This is a genomic window from Rhodanobacter sp. DHG33 (assembly GCF_014843005.1).
Lineage (GTDB): Bacteria > Pseudomonadota > Gammaproteobacteria > Xanthomonadales > Rhodanobacteraceae > Rhodanobacter_A.
Map to the genome: position 1 here is coordinate 485633 of NZ_JACYXM010000004.1, position 16430 is coordinate 502062.

The 16430-nt window shown below is 67.2% G+C and carries 13 protein-coding genes; 4 read left to right on the forward strand and 9 right to left on the reverse strand.

Features of this window, described 5'->3' with window-relative positions; translation table 11 throughout:
* Nucleotides 1-116 precede the first annotated feature (116 nt).
* Nucleotides 117-2948 (forward strand): valine--tRNA ligase, encoded by a 2832-nt coding sequence (locus IHE46_RS10105; RefSeq protein WP_192164500.1) that lies wholly within the window; start codon nucleotides 117-119, stop codon nucleotides 2946-2948.
* A 74-nt stretch (nucleotides 2949-3022) separates the two neighbouring features.
* Here the strand turns inward: IHE46_RS10105 and rimI are convergent, their stop codons facing one another.
* The 3 genes from rimI to pssA are packed head-to-tail and all read right to left on the reverse strand — an operon-like array spanning nucleotide 3023 to nucleotide 4772.
* Nucleotides 3023-3520: a ribosomal protein S18-alanine N-acetyltransferase gene (gene rimI, locus IHE46_RS10110; protein ID WP_192164501.1), complete on the reverse strand. Its 498-nt coding sequence runs from the start codon at nucleotides 3518-3520 to the stop codon at nucleotides 3023-3025.
* A 5-nt stretch (nucleotides 3521-3525) separates the two neighbouring features.
* The gene (locus IHE46_RS10115; protein WP_192164502.1) at nucleotides 3526-3990 is read right to left on the reverse strand and encodes a hypothetical protein; all 465 of its coding nucleotides are present in this window, start codon (nucleotides 3988-3990) and stop codon (nucleotides 3526-3528) included.
* Nucleotides 3990-4772 (reverse strand): CDP-diacylglycerol--serine O-phosphatidyltransferase, encoded by a 783-nt coding sequence (gene pssA, locus IHE46_RS10120; RefSeq protein WP_192164503.1) that lies wholly within the window; start codon nucleotides 4770-4772, stop codon nucleotides 3990-3992. Before pssA ends, IHE46_RS10115 begins: the two co-directional genes overlap by 1 nt.
* A gap of 129 nt (nucleotides 4773-4901) precedes the next feature.
* Here pssA and IHE46_RS10125 point away from each other — a divergent pair, with 129 nt between their 5' ends.
* The 3 genes from IHE46_RS10125 (at nucleotide 4902) to IHE46_RS10135 (ending at nucleotide 7727) form a co-directional block, all read left to right on the forward strand.
* Entirely contained in the window at nucleotides 4902-5339 is a 438-nt protein-coding gene (locus IHE46_RS10125) for a DUF4124 domain-containing protein (protein WP_192164504.1), read from the forward strand.
* A 139-nt stretch (nucleotides 5340-5478) separates the two neighbouring features.
* Nucleotides 5479-7176, forward strand: coding sequence for a proline--tRNA ligase (locus IHE46_RS10130; RefSeq protein WP_192164505.1), 1698 nt, complete (start codon nucleotides 5479-5481; stop codon nucleotides 7174-7176).
* A gap of 230 nt (nucleotides 7177-7406) precedes the next feature.
* Nucleotides 7407-7727 carry an H-NS histone family protein gene (locus IHE46_RS10135; RefSeq protein ID WP_192164506.1) on the forward strand — a complete coding sequence of 107 codons (321 nt, stop codon included), beginning with the start codon at nucleotides 7407-7409 and terminating at the stop codon, nucleotides 7725-7727.
* A gap of 198 nt (nucleotides 7728-7925) precedes the next feature.
* Here IHE46_RS10135 and IHE46_RS10140 read toward each other — a convergent pair whose 3' ends face one another.
* The 6 genes from IHE46_RS10140 to IHE46_RS10165 all read right to left on the reverse strand — a co-directional run bounded on the left by IHE46_RS10140 (nucleotide 7926) and on the right by IHE46_RS10165 (nucleotide 16408).
* On the reverse strand, nucleotides 7926-9203 hold the full coding sequence (locus IHE46_RS10140) for a threonine/serine exporter family protein (protein ID WP_192164507.1): 1278 nt from the start codon (nucleotides 9201-9203) through the stop codon (nucleotides 7926-7928).
* Entirely contained in the window at nucleotides 9200-9649 is a 450-nt protein-coding gene (locus tag IHE46_RS10145; RefSeq protein ID WP_192164508.1) for an NfeD family protein, read from the reverse strand. The genes IHE46_RS10140 and IHE46_RS10145 overlap by 4 nt, the downstream gene beginning before the upstream one ends.
* A gap of 261 nt (nucleotides 9650-9910) precedes the next feature.
* Nucleotides 9911-10855 carry an SPFH domain-containing protein gene (locus IHE46_RS10150; protein ID WP_192164509.1) on the reverse strand — a complete coding sequence of 315 codons (945 nt, stop codon included), beginning with the start codon at nucleotides 10853-10855 and terminating at the stop codon, nucleotides 9911-9913.
* A 71-nt stretch (nucleotides 10856-10926) separates the two neighbouring features.
* Nucleotides 10927-14025, reverse strand: coding sequence for a CusA/CzcA family heavy metal efflux RND transporter (locus IHE46_RS10155; RefSeq protein WP_192164510.1), 3099 nt, complete (start codon nucleotides 14023-14025; stop codon nucleotides 10927-10929).
* On the reverse strand, nucleotides 14025-15071 hold the full coding sequence (locus IHE46_RS10160; RefSeq protein ID WP_225562984.1) for an efflux RND transporter periplasmic adaptor subunit: 1047 nt from the start codon (nucleotides 15069-15071) through the stop codon (nucleotides 14025-14027). The genes IHE46_RS10155 and IHE46_RS10160 overlap by 1 nt, the downstream gene beginning before the upstream one ends.
* 62 nt (nucleotides 15072-15133) lie before the next feature.
* Nucleotides 15134-16408 (reverse strand): TolC family protein, encoded by a 1275-nt coding sequence (locus tag IHE46_RS10165; protein ID WP_192164511.1) that lies wholly within the window; start codon nucleotides 16406-16408, stop codon nucleotides 15134-15136.
* Between the last annotated feature and the right edge of the window lie 22 nt (nucleotides 16409-16430).

Genomic DNA, 16430 nt, shown 5'->3' on the forward strand with positions numbered 1-16430 from the left:
CGTCCGCCGCGGGGGTGGCGTTTTTGTCAGCCTAGGCCCGCACCCGTACAATTCGGGGCTTTGACGCCATTCCCCCGCACCCCGCCACTGCCGGCGGTGTGCCATTGCGAGTCCCCATGGATAAGAGCTTCGAACCCGCCCAGATCGAGTCGACGTGGTACGCCCGCTGGGAAGCCAGCGGCGCGTTCAAACCGTCCGGCCAGGGCGAGCCCTACTGCATCCTGCTGCCGCCGCCCAATGTCACCGGCACCCTGCACATGGGCCATGCCTTCCAGCAGACCGTGATGGACATGCTGGTACGCCACCGGCGCATGCGCGGCATGAACGTGCTGTGGCAGGTGGGTACCGACCACGCCGGCATCGCCACGCAGAAGATCGTGGAAAACCAGCTGGCCGCCCAGGGCAAGACCCGCCACGACCTCGGCCGCGAGCCGTTCGTGGAGCGCGTGTGGCAATGGAAGGAGGAGTCCGGCTCCACCATCACCAACCAGATGCGCCGTATCGGCGCCGCCGCCGACTGGTCGCGCGAGCGCTTCACCATGGACGAAGGCTTGTCCGACGCCGTGCGCAAGGTGTTCGTGGAGTGGTACCGCGCCGGCCTGATCTACCGCGGCAACCGCCTGGTGAACTGGGACCCCGCACTGGGCACCGCGGTCTCCGACCTCGAAGTGAACAACGTGGAGCGCGACGGCCACCTGTGGTCCATCCGTTATCCGGTCACCGGCAGCGACGAATCGCTGGTGGTGGCCACCACCCGTCCGGAAACCATGCTGGGCGACGTGGCCGTGGCCGTGCATCCGGAGGACGAGCGCTACGCGCACCTCGTCGGCAGGACGCTCACGCTGCCGCTGTCGAACCGCCAGATCCCGGTGATCGCCGACGACTACGTGGACCGCGAGTTCGGCACCGGCTGCGTGAAGATCACCCCGGCGCACGACTTCAACGACTACGCCATCGGCCAGCGCCACAAACTCCCGCCGATCACCATCTTCACGCTGGATGCCAAGGTCAGCGACAACGCGCCGGAAGCCTATCGCGGCCTCGACCGCTACGACGCGCGCAAGCGCGTGCTGGCCGACCTGGAGGCCGCCGGCCTGCTGGTCGAGACCAAGGCGCACAAGCTGCAGGTGCCGGTGAGCCAGCGTTCGGATGCGGTGATCGAACCCATGCTCACCGACCAATGGTTCGTCGACCTCACTTCGGACGTCCAGAGTGATGGCCGCCCGGGCGGCCGCAAGGCGATCACCGAGCCGGCGCTGGACGCCGTGCGCTCGGGCGAAATCCGGTTCGTGCCCGAGAACTGGACCACCACCTACACGCAGTGGCTGGACAACATCCAGGACTGGTGCATCAGCCGCCAGCTCTGGTGGGGCCACCGCATCCCGGCGTGGTACGACGAAGCGGGCAACATTTTCGTGGGCGAGGATGAGGTCGACGCACGCGCGCATGCCGCGATTCCGCCGGTGGGTACACTGAAGCAGGACGAGGACGTGCTCGACACCTGGTTCTCCTCTGCGCTGTGGCCGTTCTCCACGCTGGGCTGGCCGGCCAACGGCCCGGTGAAGAACGAGCGCGGCGAAGTCGTCACCGACTGGCAGGCCGACAAGATCTTCCTGCCCAGCGCGGTGCTGGTCACCGGCTTCGACATCATCTTCTTCTGGGTCGCGCGCATGGTGATGGCGACCAAGTACTTCACCGGCCAGGTGCCGTTCCGCGAGGTGTACATCAACGCCATCGTGCGCGATGCCGAAGGCCAGAAGATGTCCAAGTCCAAGGGCAACACGCTGGACCCGCTGGACCTGATCGACGGCATCGAGCTGGAACCGCTGGTGGAGAAATCCACCAAATCGCTGCTCATCCCGCAGGTGCGCGAGAAGGTGGAAAAGCGCATCCGCAAGGAATACCCCGACGGCATCAAGGCCATCGGCACCGACGCGCTGCGCTTCACCTTCGCCGCGCTGGCCAGCTACAGCCGCACCATCAACTTCGACATCAAGCGCGCCGAAGGCTACAAGGCGTTCTGCAACAAGCTGTGGAATGCCGCGCGCTTCGTGCTGATGAACCTGCCGGAGGGCGGGATGACCGCGGCCGCCGGCGCACCCGCCACCGAAGCCGAGCGCTGGATCCTCACGCGCCTCGGGCAGACCCTGGCGGAGGTGGAGCAGCACTTCGTCTCGTACCGCTTCGACCATCTGGCGCAGGCCCTGTACGAGTTCGTGTGGAACGAGTACTGCGACTGGTTCCTCGAACTCTCCAAGCCCGCCTTAAACGGCGACGATGCGCAGGCCGCCGCGTCCACCCGCCATACGCTGCTGGTGGTGCTGGAAGCGGTGCTTCGCGCGCTGCATCCGGTGATCCCGTTCATCACCGAGGAGATTTACCAGGAAGCGGCTCCGCGCCTGGGGCTCGCCGAATCCAGCGTCTACGCGCGCCCCTATCCGCACGCGGCGGATTTCGCGTCCGACGATGCGGCCACGGCCGAGATCGAGTGGTTCAAGGCGGTGCTCTCCGGCATCCGCAGGATCCGCTCGGAAATGAACATCGCGCCGGGCAAGACCATTCCGTTGCTGCTCGCCGGTGGCGAGGCCGCGGATCGCACGCGCGCCGCGAAATTCGCCGCGCAGATCGCCTTCCTCGCCCGCACCGAAGCGCCGGCATGGATCGAGCCGGGCGCGACGGAGCCTGCCGCGGCCGCCGCCGTGGTCGGTTCGCTGCGTGTGCTGATTCCGCTGGCCGGCCTGATCGATCTCGGCGCCGAGCAGGCGCGCCTCGCCAAGGAAATCGCCCGCGTCGAGAGCGAGATCAAGAAGTGCGAAGGCAAGCTCGGCAACGCGAACTTCGTCGCCAACGCGCCGGCGGAAGTGGTGGCGCAGGAGCGGCAGCGCATCGTGGATTGGAACACCCAGCTGGCGGCGATGCGGGAACAGGCGGAGAAGCTGAAGGGCTGAGCGGCCGCCCGTTCCCGTTTGACGGGAACGGGCCGGGAAGGAAACGCTTCCGCGTCAGGCAAAAGCATCCTCGCCTATTTCGCGATATGGCCCTTGGCCATATCGCCGGCCATGTGGCGAAGCTCCATCACGATCGCATCCTCCCGCCCTTCCCTCGCGGGGTAATAGCGCGGCCTGCGTCCGATCTCGTGGAAACCGACCGATTCGTACAGCACTTTGGCCAGCGGATTCGAAGGCCGTACTTCCAGGAACACGTGCTGCGCGCCGCTCCAGCGCGCCACGTCCAGCAGCCGCCCCAGCAGATGCCGGCCAAGGCCAAGGCCCCTATGCTCGGCGGAGATACAGATGTTGAGCACGTGCGCCTCGCCCGCGGCGACGGAGAGGATGCCGTAACCGGCCACTTCCTCGCCGATGCAGAGCACCCAGCACGGATGCCCTGCCTTGATGCAGTCGGCGAAGATGCCGCGTGTCCACGGGAAGTCGTAGGAGGCCTGCTCGATCGCTGCGACCGCATCGAGGTCATCCATGCGCATCAGGCGCATGTGGCTGGCCGGTTTGGCCACCGCGGCCATCGCGCCTACCGTCCCGCCCCGAGACTGCGGCGCAAGGTGCGCAGCGCGATCCAGAAACGCCGCTTGGCCGCGGCGTCGCCCAGCAGGCGCGCCGGTTCGTCCACCAGCACGATTTGCGCCTGCGCCATCGCCTGCATCGGCAGGCTGCGCCCCAGCGCGTGCGCCTGCGCTTCGCCGCAGGCCAGGTAAGTGCGCGCCTGCGGTACCGCGATGTCGGCATCGCCGGCCCGTACCTGCACGCGCGCGGCACGCGCCAGCAATGCCCCGCCACTGGTCAAGGCGCGGCCCAGCAGGTCCAGCTCGCGCGCACCGCAGGTCGCCGGCAGCAGCACCACGCAGTCGGCATGGGTGGCGACCGGTTGCGGCGTTTCATCCATGGCGCCCGGCGCGGCGCCAGCGGCCTGCCGACGCTGCCAGGGCACCAAGCCCAGTGCGTGCAGCACACGCTCGCGATGCGCGACCGCCGGCATCAGCCGCCGCCCCGACGTGCGCGCCGGCGATGCGCGGCCAGCCCCCACAGCGTCATCGCCGGACCGGATAGCAGGTAGATGGTGAAGCCGGCAAACAGCACGCGCGGCGGGTCGAGATACAGCAGCACCAGGATCAGCAGCGCCGCCACGATCCACCCGAACGGCACGTGCTGGCGATCCCCCAGCGGCAGCGACTTGAAGCTGAAATAGCGGATCCGGCTGACCATCAGCAGGCCGGTGATCGCGGCGATCCACGGCGTGATGAAGCACAGTTCGGCGCCGGGAATCCCGAACTTGTCCATCGTCCATACGAAGGACATGCACACCGCCGCCGCCGCCGGACTGGCCAGACCCTGGAAATAGCGCTTGTCCGCCACGCCCACCTGGGTATTGAAACGGGCCAGCCGCAGCGCAGCACAGGCGGCATAGATGAAGGCGGTGGCCCAACCCAGCTTGCCCCACAGCGGACCGAAATCGTGCAGCGTGGACAGCGACCACGTGTACATCACCAGCGAGGGCGCCAGGCCGAAGCTCACCAGGTCCGACAGCGAGTCGTACTGCACGCCGAACTCGCTCTGGGTGCCGGTGAGCCGCGCCACGCGGCCGTCCAGGCCGTCCAGCAGCGCGGCGACGAACACCGCCACCGCCGCATCGGCGTAATGGCCGCCGATGCTGGCGAGGATGGCGTAGAAGCCAGCGAACATCGCCCCGGTGGTGAACAGGTTCGGCAGCAGGTAGATGCCGCGATGCCGGGGCTGGCGGGCGGGCAGCGAGTCGCTCATGGAGCTATCCGTGACAGAGTGCAGAAAGTGTAAACCATCGCCCGCTTGAGTCCGGACGGTGCGGGAGTTCTACTAGTGTCCTGCACCGGGGTGGGGAGCCCCGGCCAACCGAGCCTTCCGGAGAACCTCATGTCCCGTTCGCTGATTGCCGTGGCGTTGCTGCTGCTCGCCCCGCTGGCCACCGCCCAGCAGATCTACAAGTGGACCGATGCCCAGGGGACGGTCCATTACTCGCAGTCGGCGCCGCCCCAGGGCACCAAGTACAAGCAGGTGACGCTGGCTGGCGGCGTGGAATCCTCCGACCAGGCGGCGCCGCAGCCGAGCGACGACAGTACGCCAGCACCGACCGATGCCCCTACCCCGCCCCCTGCGGCCCCGATGGCGGACACGCCCGCCAATCGCGCCAAAATGTGCGCCACGCTGAAATCCAATCTCGCAACGCTGCAGGGGAGTGCCCCGGTGGTAATGCAGCAGAACGGCAAGCCCTCGGTGCTGGATGCCAGCCAGCGCAAGCAGCAGGTCGATTCGGCGAACACCCAGTACCAACAGTATTGCGCGGAAAAATGACGGGACCGGACTAGGCTGCTCCTGAGCGCAGGCTACTGCGCGGATCGCTGGCGATTCACGCAAGCCGTGCCTATGGCAGAACCGTCGAGATGGTCCTGCACCGCTATAATCCGGCTCTTTCAACGCCGGAATCCCCTGCATGCGCCTCAGCCAATTCCACCTGGCCACCGTCAAGGAAATACCTGCCGACGCGGAGATCGCCAGCCACAAGCTGATGCTGCGCGCGGGCATGATCCGCAAACTGGCTTCCGGCCTTTACACCTGGTCGCCGCTGGGCCTGCGCGTGCTGCGCAAGGTGGAAAACGTGGTGCGCGAGGAAATGAACCGCGCCGGCGCCATCGAAATGCTGATGCCCACGATTCAGCCGAAAGAACTGTGGGAAGAAACCGCCCGCTGGGCGAAATTCGGCCCGCAACTGCTGAAGATCAAGGACCGCAAGGAACAGGAATTCTGTTATGCGCCCACGGCCGAGGAAGTCATCACCGATTACGCGCGCAATGAGCTCAACAGCTACAAGCAGTTGCCGGTCAACTTCTATCAGATCCAGACCAAGTTCCGCGACGAGATCCGCCCGCGTTTCGGCGTGATGCGTGCCCGCGAATTCCTGATGAAGGACGCTTATTCCTTCCATCTCGGACAGGAATCGCTGAGCGAAACCTATCAGGCGATGTACGACGCCTATTCGCGCATTTTCACCCGGCTCGGTTTGGAATTCCGTGCGGTACAGGCGGATACCGGCGCCATTGGCGGCAATGCCAGCCACGAATTCCAGGTGCTGGCCGATTCGGGCGAAGACGCCATCGTGTTTTCCGACGGCTCCGATTACGCGGCCAATGTGGAGAAGGCCGAGGCATTGGCACCGGTCGCCACTCGCCCGGCCCCGGTCGCGGAACTGAAGCGCGTAGAGACGCCTGCCCAGAAAACCATCGACGAGGTCAGCGCCTTCCTCAAGGTCGCTCCCGCGCAATGCGTGAAAACGCTGCTGGTGAAAGGCCGCGATGGCCTGGTCGCACTGTGCCTGCGCGGCGACCACGAATTGAACGAAATCAAGGCCGGCAAGCTGGCCGAAATGCCGGACGAAGTCGAACTCGCCAGCGAAGCGGAAATCCTCGCCGCCACCGGCGTGCGGCCCGGCTTCATCGGACCGGCCGGCCTGCCCGGCGCGATCCCGGTGATCGTGGACCGCAGTGCCGCCGTGCTGGCGGATTTCGTCTGCGGCGGCAACACCGACGGCACGCACCACACCGGCGCCAACTGGGAGCGCGATGCGCGCATCACCCGCGTCGAGGACATCCGCCAGGTGGTCGAAGGCGACCCTTCGCCCGATGGCAAGGGCACCCTGCACCTCGCGCGCGGCATCGAGGTGGGCCACGTGTTCCAGCTCGGCAACAAGTACGCCGAAGCGCTGGGCGCCACCGTGCTGGACGACCAGGGCAAGGCGCAGGTGATGCTGATGGGCTGCTACGGCATCGGCATCAGCCGCATCGTGGCGGCCGCCATCGAGCAGCGCCACGACGAAGCCGGCATCGTATGGCCGGAGGCCATGGCGCCGTGGCGCGTGGCCGTGTGCGTCATCAATCCCAAGGGCAACCCGGACATCGCGGCCGCCGCCCAGTCGCTCTATCAGGAGCTGGCCGCGCGCGGCGTCGAAACCGTGCTGGACGACCGCGGCCTGCGCCCCGGCGCCATGTTCGCCGACATGGAATTGATCGGCATTCCGCATCGAGTCGTGGTCAGCGAACGCGGTCTCGCCGCCGGCACGCTGGAATATCGCGCCCGCCACGAGGCCGAAAGCCGTGCGGTGACCCGCGACGAATTGCTGGCCATGCTGGGCTGAAATCGGTTTCAAATGCAACGATAAACGGCCGCCATGCGCGGCCGTTTGCTTTCGGGAGCCCATCGGGGATTATCCGGGCTAATTGCCAAAACGCGCACACTGGGCATTTTCGACACCGCATCTTTTTGCAAAATGCGATTTATTCGGGTAAGAATAACGCCCGCGCCGGCAATGCCATTCCACCAAACGCATCCGTGCCACCGTCATTTTCATTGTCACTGGAGTTTCCGATGGCCATCGATATCAAGAACCTCAACCACAACCAGCTCAACGACCTTATCAACAAGGCGCAGTCGCGCCAGCACGAAATGAAGAAGGAAAAGGTCACCAAGCTGCGCGAAAAGATCCACGCGCTGATCAAGGCCGAGGGTTATAGCTTCGATGACATTTTCGGCGGCACGCGCGGCAAGCGCCGCACTGGCGGCGTGGTTCCCCCGAAGTATCGCAATCCGGCGGATGCCGAGCAGACCTGGTCCGGCCGCGGCAAGCGCCCGCGCTGGTTCAACGATGCGCTGAAGGCCGGCAAGAAGGAAAAGGATCTGCTGGTCTGATTGCCGGCATTTTCCGAGTTGCCAAAACGCCGGCCTCTGCGCCGGCGTTTTTTATGGGTAACGGGAAACCGGAGTCCCGCGGGATTGCTCTCTCGTTCCAGCCCGCTCTCGGAAAAGAACGGTGCAACGGTGTCGCCCGGACCCGCCGCTTTTATGAGCGCTGCAACCCGGTCCTGGAACCTTGGTAATCGCTCCGCTTCAAAGCGACCGGCGGGGCGATACCAGCAGTTCGCCAAACAGCAGCCCCGCCACCAGCGACACCAGCAGGGTGATCAGCAGGAGGGCCGTATCCATGCCCAGCGTGGTGTCGCGCTCCAGCAGGAAGGACATGCTGCGGAATCCGACGCTGCCCGGCACCAGCAGCAGGATGCCCGGCTCGCGGATCACTGCGCCGGGCCGGTGCCATAGCCGCGCATACAGGTTGGCCAGCGCGCTGACCAAGAGGCCGCCGATGAACACGCCGAACGGCGCGCTGGGCAGGTGCCCGGAGAATTCGCCGCCCCAGCGTGTGGCGAGGTAGCCGGCGATCACCGCGACGATGACTGCCGGCCAGTCGCGCCGCGCGGCGCGGAACAGCATGGCGAACGCCACCGCCGCCACCAGCAGCGCCACCCAATCCGTCCATCCCGGCAGCGGCGGCAGCGCGAAATCGCGCGCATAAATGCCGAACGCGGCGCAGACCTCGGTGGCCGCCACCGTACCGAAGACGAGCTTGAGCAGGGTCGCCGTGGCACCGCCCATGCGCGCCATGCCGGAGACCAGATGCCCGCTGGACACTTCGCGCACCGCGGTCGTGAGCGACATGCCCGGCACCAAGATGATCAGCGCCGCCAACACCACCGACTTGATCGCCAGCGGCACCACGAAGGCGCTGACCAGGATCGCCACCGTGGTCGCCACGATCGCGCTGATCGCGTCGCTGGCCACCGCCAGCCGCGGCCGCGTGGCGGAGAGGATGGTGATGCAGCCGATCAGTACGCCGATCACGGCGGCCACCACCAGGTCCACCCACGAGCTGTGCAGGAACAGCGCGGCAATGCTGGCGGCGGACAGCCCATAGCTGGCGACGGTATTGATCTTCGCCCGGCGCGTGTCCGGCGCACCCAGCGCGCGCAACAGGCGGAAACCCTCGCGCAGGTCCAGCTCGCCCGCGATCACCCGGTCGGCGATGTCGTCCGCCTCGCACAAGCGCGCCAGGTTCACGTCGCCGGGGGCGAGCCGCATTACCTGGGTGGTTTGGGCCACGCCTTCGTCGCCCTGCCCCAGGTCGGAGAAGGAAATGATGATCGCGGTGGGGCTGGACCACACGTCGGCCTGCAGGCCCAGCCGCCGCGCGGAACGATCGACCGCCATCTCCAGCCGCGGCGCCGAGGTACCGTACTGATGCAGTCGCCGCGCCAGCTCCAGCAGGAAGGCGATGCGCGTATTCAGCGCTGCGGTGATCGGTGGTTGGGCGGCCGCGACCGTAGCACTCATGGAGCCGCGCGTACCTTGAGCGTGGTGCCGTCCACCGCCGTCACCTCCACCGTGCTGCCCAACGGCAGATCGGGTCCGCTCACCAACCATTGGCCGTCGCCCACGCGCACCTTGCCGCGGCCGTTGACGATGGGGTCGATCAACACGTAGCGCTGGCCGACCATCTGCTCGCCGCGGCGATTGAGCCGCTCGCGACCCGGCACACGACGCTCGATGCGCGGCCTCAGCCAACGCGCGTAGGCAAGGCACGCTGCCAGCGCCAGCACAGCGAACAGCACCGCCTGGGTCAGCAGGCCCAGCCCCGGGAACAGCCACAGCAGCACGCCCATCGCCGCGGCGGCAATGCCGATCCACAGCAGGAAATAGCCGGGCACCATCACCTCGCCCGCGATCAGCAGCAGGGCGAGGATCCACCACAGGTAATGCGTTGCGATCTGTCCGAGCATGGGGAGCATCCAGGTGAAGGATTCTTTCTCCGATATGCCTGCCGGAGAAGAAAGGGGCGTTTGTCCCGACCGCGAATGATCATAGGCCAGATTGATGGGGCGGCGATGGATGCTTCGTGGAGCCGCTCTTTCCCGGTCGGTACCCATGTCGCGCACCAGCGGAAGAGTCGACCTTACCTTTGCGAAGGCAGCGAAGTCTTGGCAGTCGCCCGGGAGCTTGAGAGGAGCTCCTTCCCCAGCGAACGAGGAAGGGGCCATGCCTCAACGCGGCGGCGGCACCGCCTTGACCGCTGCCTGCTGCTGCCCCAGCGACTCCTTGGCGAGCTCGGCGATGCCCGCCATGGCACCGATCACACCGGTGGCCTCGATGGGCAGCAACAGCATCTTCTGGTTGGGCGAAGCGGCCATCGCCTTCAGCGCCTCGATGTAGTTGTTGGCGACGAAATAGTTGAGCGCGTTGACGTTGCCGCCGGCGATGGCATCGGACACCATCGTCGTGGCCTTGGCCTCGGCTTCGGCGGTGCGCTCGCGCGCCTCGGCGGCCCGGAACGCCGCCTCCTTCTCGCCTTCCGCGGCAAGGATCACCGACTGCTTGGCGCCTTCCGCCTTGAGGATCGCTGCCTGGCGCAGGCCTTCGGCATCGAGGATGTTGGCGCGCTTCTCGCGCTCGGCCTTCATCTGCCGCGCCATCGCATCCACCAGGTCGCGCGGCGGGGCGATGTCCTTGATCTCGATGCGGTTGACCTTCACGCCCCACGGGTGCGTCGCCTCGTCCACCACCTTGAGCAGACGTGCGTTGATCTCGTCGCGCTTGCTGAGCGATTCGTCCAGGTCCAGCGAGCCGAGCACGGTGCGGATGTTGGTCATCACCAGCGCCAGCGCCGCCTGCTCCAGCTGGGCCACTTCATACGCCGCCTTGGCGGCATCCAGCACCTGGTAGAACACCACGCCGTCCACGCGCACCACGGCGTTGTCCTTGGTGATGACATCCTGCGAAGGCACGTCCAGCACCTGCTCCATCAGGTTCATCTTGCGCCCGACCGTCTGGTACACCGGAATGAGCAGGTGCAACCCGGGCTCGAGCGTGCGCGTGTATTTGCCGAAGGTTTCCACCGTCCATTCGTAGCCCTGCGGCACGATGCGCACCATCTTGAGCAGGGTGACGACCACCAGCACCACGATGACCAACGCAAGAATCGATCCCATGACTTGCCCCTCTTTCCGGTGAGGCCTGCAGTATAGGCGGGCGAGCCGGTTCGCGGCTCGCCCGCTCGCCGTCAGGACCGACGGTCCGCCCTGCCCTCCAGCCAGTCGTACAGCAGCGGCAACAGCAGCAGGGTCAGCAAGGTCGAGGTGACCAGGCCGCCCACCACAACGGTGGCCAGCGGACGCTGCGTTTCCGCGCCCACGCCGCTGGAAAGCAGCATCGGCAACAGGCCCAGGATCGCCACGCTGGCGGTCATCAGCACCGGGCGCAAACGCAGCACCGCACCGTGCAGCACGGCATCGCGCACGCTGGCGCCCTGCCTGCGGCGATCGTTGAGAAAGCCCACCAGCACGATGCCGTTGAGCATCGCCACCCCGAACACCGCGATGAAACCGATCGCCGAAGGTACCGACAGGTATTGCCCGGTGAACGCCAACGCCAGCACGCCGCCCACCGCGGCAAACGGCACGTTGGCAAGAATCAGCGCGGCTTGCCGCAGCGAGCCGAACGCGGTGTAGAGCAGCAGGAAGATGAAGGCGATGGTGAGCGGCACGATCAACGCCAGACGCGCCAAGGCGCGCCGCTGGTTCTCGAACGCACCGCCCCATTCGAGGGTGTAGCCGGGAGGCAGCTTCACGACCTGCGCGATCTTCGCGTTCGCCTCCTGCACGAAACCGTCGATATCGCGTCCGCGCACGTCCATCTGGATCACCGCCTGGCGCCGCAAGCCTTCGCGGCGAATGAACGAATAACCCTCGGCCACATCCACCTGCGCCACCTGCGACAACTGCACCAGCGCGCCCGACGGCGAAAGGATCGGGATGCGTCTCACCGCATCGGCCGAAGCCTTGTCCGCATCGTCCAGCCGCACCGCGATGTCGAAGCGCCTCACGCCGTCGAGCAGGCTGCCCACCGCCTCGCCGCCGATGCCGTTCTTCACCACGGTGAGCACGTCGTCGGCATTGATGCCGTAACGCGCCAGCGCACCGCGATCCACCGTGATGCGGATCTGCGGCTTGCCGAGGTTCGCTTCCAGCGCGAGATCGGCCACGCCGGGCACCGTGGCGATGGCGTTCTTGAGCTGACCGCCCAGGCGGTCCAGCTCGCCGAGATCGTCGCCGTAGAGCTTCAGCGCCAGCGTGGCGCGCACGCCGGAGACCAGCTCCTCGATGCGCATCTGGATGGGCTGGGTGTAGCTGACCACCGCCGTGGGCAGCGTGGCGGAGAGTGCCTGCTGCATCTCCCCTTCCAGGCTTTCCAGCGTCACGCCCTTGCGCCATTGCGGCTTCGGCTTCAGCGGCGTGTAAACCTCCATGTAGTTCACATCCGCCGTTTCGCCCTTCTCGGCGCGGCCGATCATCGCCAGCGTGGTTTCCACTTCGGGAAACCGCTGCTTGACCAGCGCGGACACCTGCTTCGAAAGCGCGATGGATTCGTCCAGCGAGGCGGACGGCACCGAGGTGATGCGCCACATGATGGCGCCCTCTTTCAGGTCGGGCATGAATTCCTTGCCGAGAAAAGGAAACAGCGCAAGGCTGGCCAGCAAGGCCCCCATCGCGATGCCCAGCACCCGCCGGCGATGCGCCAGCGACCATGCCAGCAGGCCGCCGTAGCGACGCCTGAGCCAACCCACCAGGCGCGTGTCCTTCTCCTCGCCGGGCTTCAGCACCAGCGCGGCCAGCACCGGTACCAGCGTAAGCGCCAGCAGCAGCGAGCCCGCCATCGCGAAAGCGATGTTGAATGCCATCGGCTTGAACAGCTTCCCTTCCAGCCCTTCGAGACCGAACAGCGGCAGGAACACCACGATGATGATGGCGATGGCGAACGCGACCGGCCGCGCCACCTCGCGCACGGCGTCCAGCACGGCGCCGGTGCGGTCCACCGGCAGGCCGTGCGCCTTGCGCTCGGCCATCGTGCGGTACGCGTTCTCCACCACCACCAGCGCGCCGTCGACCATCATGCCGATGCCGATGGCCAGACCCGCCAGCGACATCAGGTTGGCCGACAACCCTGCCTGCTGCATGCAGACGAAGGCGATCAGCATGGCCAGCGGCAGCGCGATCACCACGACCAGGGCGCTGCGCAGTTCGCCGAGGAACAGGAACAGGACCAAGGCCACCAGCAGCGCTCCCTCCACCAACGCACGCTCGGCAGTGCCCACCGCGGCGTTAACCAGATCGGTGCGCTCGTACACGGTCTTGAGCGACACACCTGCCGGCAGGCTCGCAGCCAGCTTGCCCAACCGCGTCTTCACCGCATCGACCACGCCCTTGGCGTTTTCGCCGATGCGCGCCAGCGCCATGCCCAGCACCACTTCCCTGCCGTCGCGGGTCACCGCGCCGGTGCGCGGCGCGCCTGCCACCGTCACGCTGGCCACGTCGCGTACGTACACCGGCGTGCCGTCCTCGGTCTTCAACACGATGTTGCCGATGTCGCCGGCATTGCGCACCAGGCCCAGCCCGCGCACCAGATACTGCTCGTGTCCGCCGTCGACGAAACCGCCCCCGACCTGCGCATTGTTGGCCTGCAAGGCGTCGATCAGGTCCTTGAAGCCGAGCCGGTGCGCGACCAGTTTCAGCGGATCCACCCGTACCTGGTATTGCTGCTCCTGGCCGCCCCACGACGTGATGTCGTCCACGCCCGGCGCGGTGCGCAGGGCCAGGCGCAGGTTCCAGTCCTGCAGCGTGCGCAGATCCATGTCCGAGGGAGTGGCCGCTCCGTCGTCGCTACGCTCCACCGTGTACCACAGCACCTGGCCGAGCCCGGAGGCGTTCGGCCCCATTTCCGGCTTGCCATAGCCGGCAGGCAGGCGTTCCGCCACCTGCTGCAGGCGTTCGTTGACGATCTGGCGTGCGAAATAGACGTCCGTTCGATCGGTGAAATTCACCGACACGTAGGACAAGCCGAACAGGCTGGTGGAACGCACCTCCTCCACGCCGGGCAAGCCTCCCAGCGCCGATTCCACCGGTGTGGTGAGCAATTGCTCCACGTCTTCGGCGGCGAGACCCGGTGCTTCGGTGTAGACATTCACCTGCACCGGCGTGACATCGGGAAAGGCATCGATGGGCAGCTGGCGCACGGCTTTCACGCCGAGCAGGGCGATGACGACGAAAGCGACCAATACCAGCAGCTTGTTGCGCAGCGAGAGCGCGACGAGTCGTTCCAGCATCATTCCTCTCCCAATTGCGAACGCAGCAGGCGCGCCTTGAGCGCGAACGCGCCGGAGCGCACGTAGCGCGATCCGGCGGGCAGGCCCTGCCGGACCACCGTCCAGCCATCGCGCGTGTCGCCCGCCAGAACCGCCATCGGGGCGAAGCGGCCCTGGCCACGATCCACGAACACCGTTGTCTGGCCCTGCAGCAGCACGATGGCCTCCGCGGGCACGGCCAGTGCGTCGTCGCCGCTGCCCGTGACGATGCGCGCCTCCACCATCTCGCCCGGATGCAGCAGATCCCGGCGGTTGTCCACCGCGATGCGCACCGGCACCGTGCGCGTGCGCTCGTCGGTGGCATGGGCGCGGCCGATCACCTTGCCGCTCGCCACCTGGCCGTGCGCATCGATGCGCGCGACGGCGTCACCCGTCACGCGTTCGGCGTCGCGCGGCGACATGTGCGCCACCACCCACACCGTGCCCTCTTCCACCAGCGTGAACAGGGTGCTGCCCGCTTCCACGCGCTGCCCCACCAGGAAATCGTCGCTGACCACGCGCGCCGCCACCGGCGCTAGCAGCGCGAAGCTGCCATCCGCCGCGGCCGAACCCTTGCGCAACAATGCGGCGATCTGGTCGTCGGCAAGCCCATAGGCGCGCAGCTTCGCGCGCGCTTGATCGCGCGCCACTTTCGCTTCGGCATAGCGGCGACCCGACACCGCTTGCGGCCCCAAGGCGGCGATGCGCTGCCAGTCCTGCTCGGCCACGATCAGCGCGCCCTGCGCTTCGGCTACCGGCACGCTGGACAGGCGAAGCAAGGGCTGGCCCGCTTTCACTTCGTCGCCCAGCTTCGCCATGCGCCCCACTACTTGCGCTTCCACGCGCGGTGCCACCAGTACGGTGGAATACGCATCGGCGCGCACGTCGCCGGGTGCCTTGATTTCGTCGGCCAGCCTGCGCGCAGCGAGCGTATCCACCGCGATGCCGGCCTCGCGGATCGCAGCGGCGTCGAGCAGCAACGGGTCGGCTTCGCCTGCGCGTCCGGCCTCGGCGGCAAACGTCGGCATCGGCACGGGAATGGCAACGGTCGTCGCGAGCATCAACAGGCCGCGGACAAAAAAGCGGTTCTTCATGGGGCGTTCTCCGCAAGGCTGCCGGCCAGCCAGTCCTGAAGGCGACCTGCGGCAGCGAGGTAATCGAACCAGGCCTGCCAGACCTGGGCTTCCAGTTCCTGCCCGGACAGCGCGGTGTCCAGGCTTTGTTTGAGTTGCGTCAGGTAGTCGGCGGTGCCGATCTCGCTGGCGCGCCAGAGTTTTTCCAGCAACATGGCGCGCTCGTTCAGCGCACCGGCACGGCCCGCGCGGAACGCGCTGGCGGCATCGCGCAGCGCGGCGTAGCGCGCCTTGCTCTCCAGCAGGCCCGCGCGCTGGGCGAACTCGCGGGCCCGAAGCCGCGCATCGGCGGCGTTTTCCTCGGCCAGCGCCGCAGCCACTTCCGCGCTACCGGAATTGAGCAGCGGCAACGGAATCGACACGCTGATGCCCGCCACGCGATCGCGGCGTGCACCGCTGCGCACGGTGCCGCCCGTGAGGCTCACCGTGGGATCGGGCACTCGCGCACGCCTGGCCACCCGTACTCCCGCTGCAGCGGCCCGCTGTTCCGCGCGCATTTGCGCCCATTCGGGCAATGCATCGGGATGACGTGGCGCCACGCCATCCGCGGTGGTCGGCAGCTCGGCCGGCATCGGCGGCAGTACCGCAGACTCGCGCGCTTGTGCAGCACCGGCGATGGCCGAAAGCGCGGCGCGTGCAGCAGCCTCCTGCCCCTGCAACACGGCCTGCTGCATCTGTGCTTCGCTCAGCGCCAGCGCGGCAAGATAGCGCTCCGGGCTACCCAGGTCGCCCACGCGCAGGCGTTCGGCCGCCAGCGCATCGAAGCGGCGCATCAGCTCCACTCGCTCGCGACCCAATGCCACCTGGCGTGCGAGCTGCGCCTGCGCGGCCCACGCCTTGAGCCAGCGCGCAGCGACGTCCCGACGTGCCAGCGCATAGGCTGCCTCGCTCGCCTGTGCGACGGCTTCGCCCTGGGCGGCACGGGCGCTGCGCTTGCCGGAGAGGTCGAGCGTCAGGCCAAGTCCGGCCACACGCCTGTCCACGTCGGCGTTTTCGGCCTCGAACTGCAATTCGGGGTTGTACAGGGGGCGCCCCGCCGCTTGCGCCCGGGCTAGCGCCGCATCCCGCCCTGCCTGCGCCGCGGCTACCTCGGGGCTGGCCTGCCAAACCATCTGCACGGCCTCGCGCAACGCGACGGGCGCCGCGGGCGACTCAACGGACGGCGTGGCACCCAGCCACGTCGCCCACAACAAACACACGGCGCCGACAGGCACCGATCGCAACAAAGACATATACGAATCTCCTGAAAACGGT

Coding starts and splice junctions, on each gene's coding strand:
- pssA (WP_192164503.1), bottom strand. CDS start 4,772: ATGAGCGACTCGCTGCCCGCCCGCCAGCCCCGGCATCGCGGCATCTAC.
- IHE46_RS10135 (WP_192164506.1), top strand. CDS start 7,407: ATGGCCATCGATATCAAGAACCTCAACCACAACCAGCTCAACGACCTT.
- rimI (WP_192164501.1), bottom strand. CDS start 3,520: ATGGCCGCGGTGGCCAAACCGGCCAGCCACATGCGCCTGATGCGCATG.
- IHE46_RS10155 (WP_192164510.1), bottom strand. CDS start 14,025: ATGCTGGAACGACTCGTCGCGCTCTCGCTGCGCAACAAGCTGCTGGTA.
- IHE46_RS10115 (WP_192164502.1), bottom strand. CDS start 3,990: ATGCCGGCGGTCGCGCATCGCGAGCGTGTGCTGCACGCACTGGGCTTG.
- IHE46_RS10150 (WP_192164509.1), bottom strand. CDS start 10,855: ATGGGATCGATTCTTGCGTTGGTCATCGTGGTGCTGGTGGTCGTCACC.
- IHE46_RS10130 (WP_192164505.1), top strand. CDS start 5,479: ATGCGCCTCAGCCAATTCCACCTGGCCACCGTCAAGGAAATACCTGCC.
- IHE46_RS10140 (WP_192164507.1), bottom strand. CDS start 9,203: ATGAGTGCTACGGTCGCGGCCGCCCAACCACCGATCACCGCAGCGCTG.
- IHE46_RS10160 (WP_225562984.1), bottom strand. CDS start 15,071: ATGCCGACGTTTGCCGCCGAGGCCGGACGCGCAGGCGAAGCCGACCCG.
- IHE46_RS10165 (WP_192164511.1), bottom strand. CDS start 16,408: ATGTCTTTGTTGCGATCGGTGCCTGTCGGCGCCGTGTGTTTGTTGTGG.
- IHE46_RS10125 (WP_192164504.1), top strand. CDS start 4,902: ATGTCCCGTTCGCTGATTGCCGTGGCGTTGCTGCTGCTCGCCCCGCTG.
- IHE46_RS10105 (WP_192164500.1), top strand. CDS start 117: ATGGATAAGAGCTTCGAACCCGCCCAGATCGAGTCGACGTGGTACGCC.
- IHE46_RS10145 (WP_192164508.1), bottom strand. CDS start 9,649: ATGCTCGGACAGATCGCAACGCATTACCTGTGGTGGATCCTCGCCCTG.